Source organism: Synechococcus sp. R55.7 (genome assembly GCF_047461955.1).
In the GTDB taxonomy this organism is placed as follows: domain Bacteria; phylum Cyanobacteriota; class Cyanobacteriia; order Thermostichales; family Thermostichaceae; genus Thermostichus.
On record NZ_JANSIC010000313.1, the window covers coordinates 1 to 1,970 of the forward strand.

Annotated in this window: 4 protein-coding genes; 3 read left to right on the forward strand and 1 reads right to left on the reverse strand. The window is 56.1% G+C overall.

All coding sequences use genetic code 11. The features are described 5' to 3' along the window. The first annotated feature begins 218 nt into the window (after window positions 1-218). The 3 genes from NW820_RS12060 to NW820_RS12070 all read left to right on the forward strand — a co-directional run bounded on the left by NW820_RS12060 (window position 219) and on the right by NW820_RS12070 (window position 1,747). Window positions 219-608, forward strand: a complete 390-nt coding sequence (locus tag NW820_RS12060; RefSeq protein WP_414342319.1) for a hypothetical protein — start codon at window positions 219-221, stop codon at window positions 606-608. A gap of 189 nt (window positions 609-797) precedes the next feature. Then, window positions 798-1,034, forward strand: a complete 237-nt coding sequence (locus NW820_RS12065) for a gas vesicle protein GvpG (protein WP_011433717.1) — start codon at window positions 798-800, stop codon at window positions 1,032-1,034. A 107-nt stretch (window positions 1,035-1,141) separates the two neighbouring features. Beyond that, the gene (locus NW820_RS12070) at window positions 1,142-1,747 is read left to right on the forward strand and encodes a DUF3727 domain-containing protein (protein WP_011433718.1); all 606 of its coding nucleotides are present in this window, start codon (window positions 1,142-1,144) and stop codon (window positions 1,745-1,747) included. Here NW820_RS12070 and NW820_RS12075 read toward each other — a convergent pair. Then, window positions 1,744-1,970, reverse strand: a 227-nt coding sequence (locus NW820_RS12075) for a hypothetical protein (protein WP_414407610.1), incomplete at its 5' end; no start/stop codon positions are given. The two genes, NW820_RS12070 and NW820_RS12075, sit on opposite strands and share 4 nt — an antisense overlap.

A 1,970-nucleotide genomic window follows, 5' to 3' on the forward strand; every position in this document is an offset into this window, starting at 1 on the left:
TAGCCCCCGTTAAATCCGTCCGGGGAAGCCGCCGATTGATCTGAGCTGCTCAGGTGGCCCCTTGTTGGATTAACTTCCGGCAGCTCCCAGGCAGGGCACTGGGATCGGATCCCGCACGTTAGCGTGCAGGACCGATGGTTTTGCACTTTTCGTATCCTTGACTACAGATTTTTTGGTAGGATTGATCGTGTAGAGGTACTGGTATGTAGAGCAGCCTTATGAGTGCAATCGCTGAAATGAGGGGGACAAGTCTCCTGGCCCGCCATCGCCAAAACATAGCAGCCTCCCTGGCCCGTCGTTTGGAAGCAGCTAGGGCGGCCAACAACACCCGCTTGATGGAGCTGCTGAAACAAGAAGAGCGGCAGCTGGCAGCCGAGTACGGCGGCAGGGATCCCTTCTCTTCAGCGCTCTTCAGAGGACTGCGCCACCTTTGGCAGAGCCTGAAGGCAGTCTTGGCGGCCTGCGATGAACTGCGGGTGCGGCAGTGGGTAGATGGCAGCGGCATGGTCTGGTGGTCTGTCCAAGACCCAATCACGGGAGAGCGCCTGTGTACCCATTCCGAGGGGGAGCTCATGGAGTGGATCGAGAAGCACCAGCGAGAGGATTAGTCTTCGCGGCTAGGACTTGCCTGAGCACCAATAGCCAGTGTTTCCCCTGGCGCTTCGTGCGTGTCCCAGTCTTTCCAGCTTGGGGAGGAAGGGAACAAAAAGTTTCACGGCTAGGCCGGGGCAATGGCCACCTGAGAATCCAAATTGATAGGATTACGAAGACTCATCATCTGCTTTAGGGGCCCTGGGATGGTTTGGCAATTGTTGACTTGGCCGGCCCAAAGTTTGCTTTGGCTAGCAGAGCAGATCCAAGAACGCGCCGAAGCACAGCTGGATAGCAAAGAAAACCTGCAAAAAGAACTTACGGCCCTGCAAATTCAGCTAGATTTGGGAGAAATTGACGAAGAAACCTACGCCCGCCGAGAAGAGGAGATTTTATTGGCTCTGGAAGCCTTAACCCAAGCAGAAGGAGAAGCCGAAGCATAGAGTTCTGCCGGTGGGCCTGGAAGGGATCCCTCAGCATTGCAGGGGGGCAGAACATGGGAGAATGAGCTTCTGTACACCCCCGTCTTTCCTACCCTGGGCTGTTTTCAATGACTGAATCCCATGAAACCTTGGTGCTCCGCGACGAGCAAAACCAGCCTCTCAAGTGCGAGATCCTGCGTCAGGTGGTCATCGACGAGCAGACCTATGCTCTGGTGACTCCCGTTGATGCTGTGATCAAAGTGCTGGTTTGGGAAGGGGAAGAAGAACCCAGCCAAGCGGTGAACGGCGATGCCAACATGGAAGGGATCCTGGACGAGCCGGATCCCGAAGAGCTACAGGCTACCCTGCCCACCATCCAGGCTGTCTTGGGGGAGTTGAACCTCACCTTGCAGCAAAATGGCTTCGACATCCTCACGGTTCAGGGGGAATTGCCCCCAGTCGAAGAGGAAGATGTGTTCGAGCTGGGCGAGAGCGAGGAAGATGCCCAGGAGTTTCAACTGCTAGCTACCTTTTTCTACCAAGAGAAGAAATACGGCATCTTTACCCCCCTCGATCCCGTTTTGCTCTACGCCGCTCTGCCTGACGAAGGGGATCCCTACCTGCTCACCCCCGATGAGCCGCCAGAGCTTTTTGATCAGCTCTATGCCCTGCTGCTGGATCTCGATGAGGAATGGGAAGACGGAGATGACGAAGAAGATGAAGACGAAGATTAGGCGGTCAACCCCTTCTGTTCTGCCGAGTTGGATACTCCTGCCCAGCCAGTCGCCTCGGCGGTGCGGAGCACCATAGGGATAGAGGTGGTGAAACTACCCGGTAAAACTTGCCCAGAGTTTTTCACCAGCCACTCCAGACCCGTCTCAACATCTGTCGGGGGCGTCGGATCTGCGGGCCAAGGGTCAGAATAAGCCAGCCTCAGACCAGCCGCCTGAGCATTGC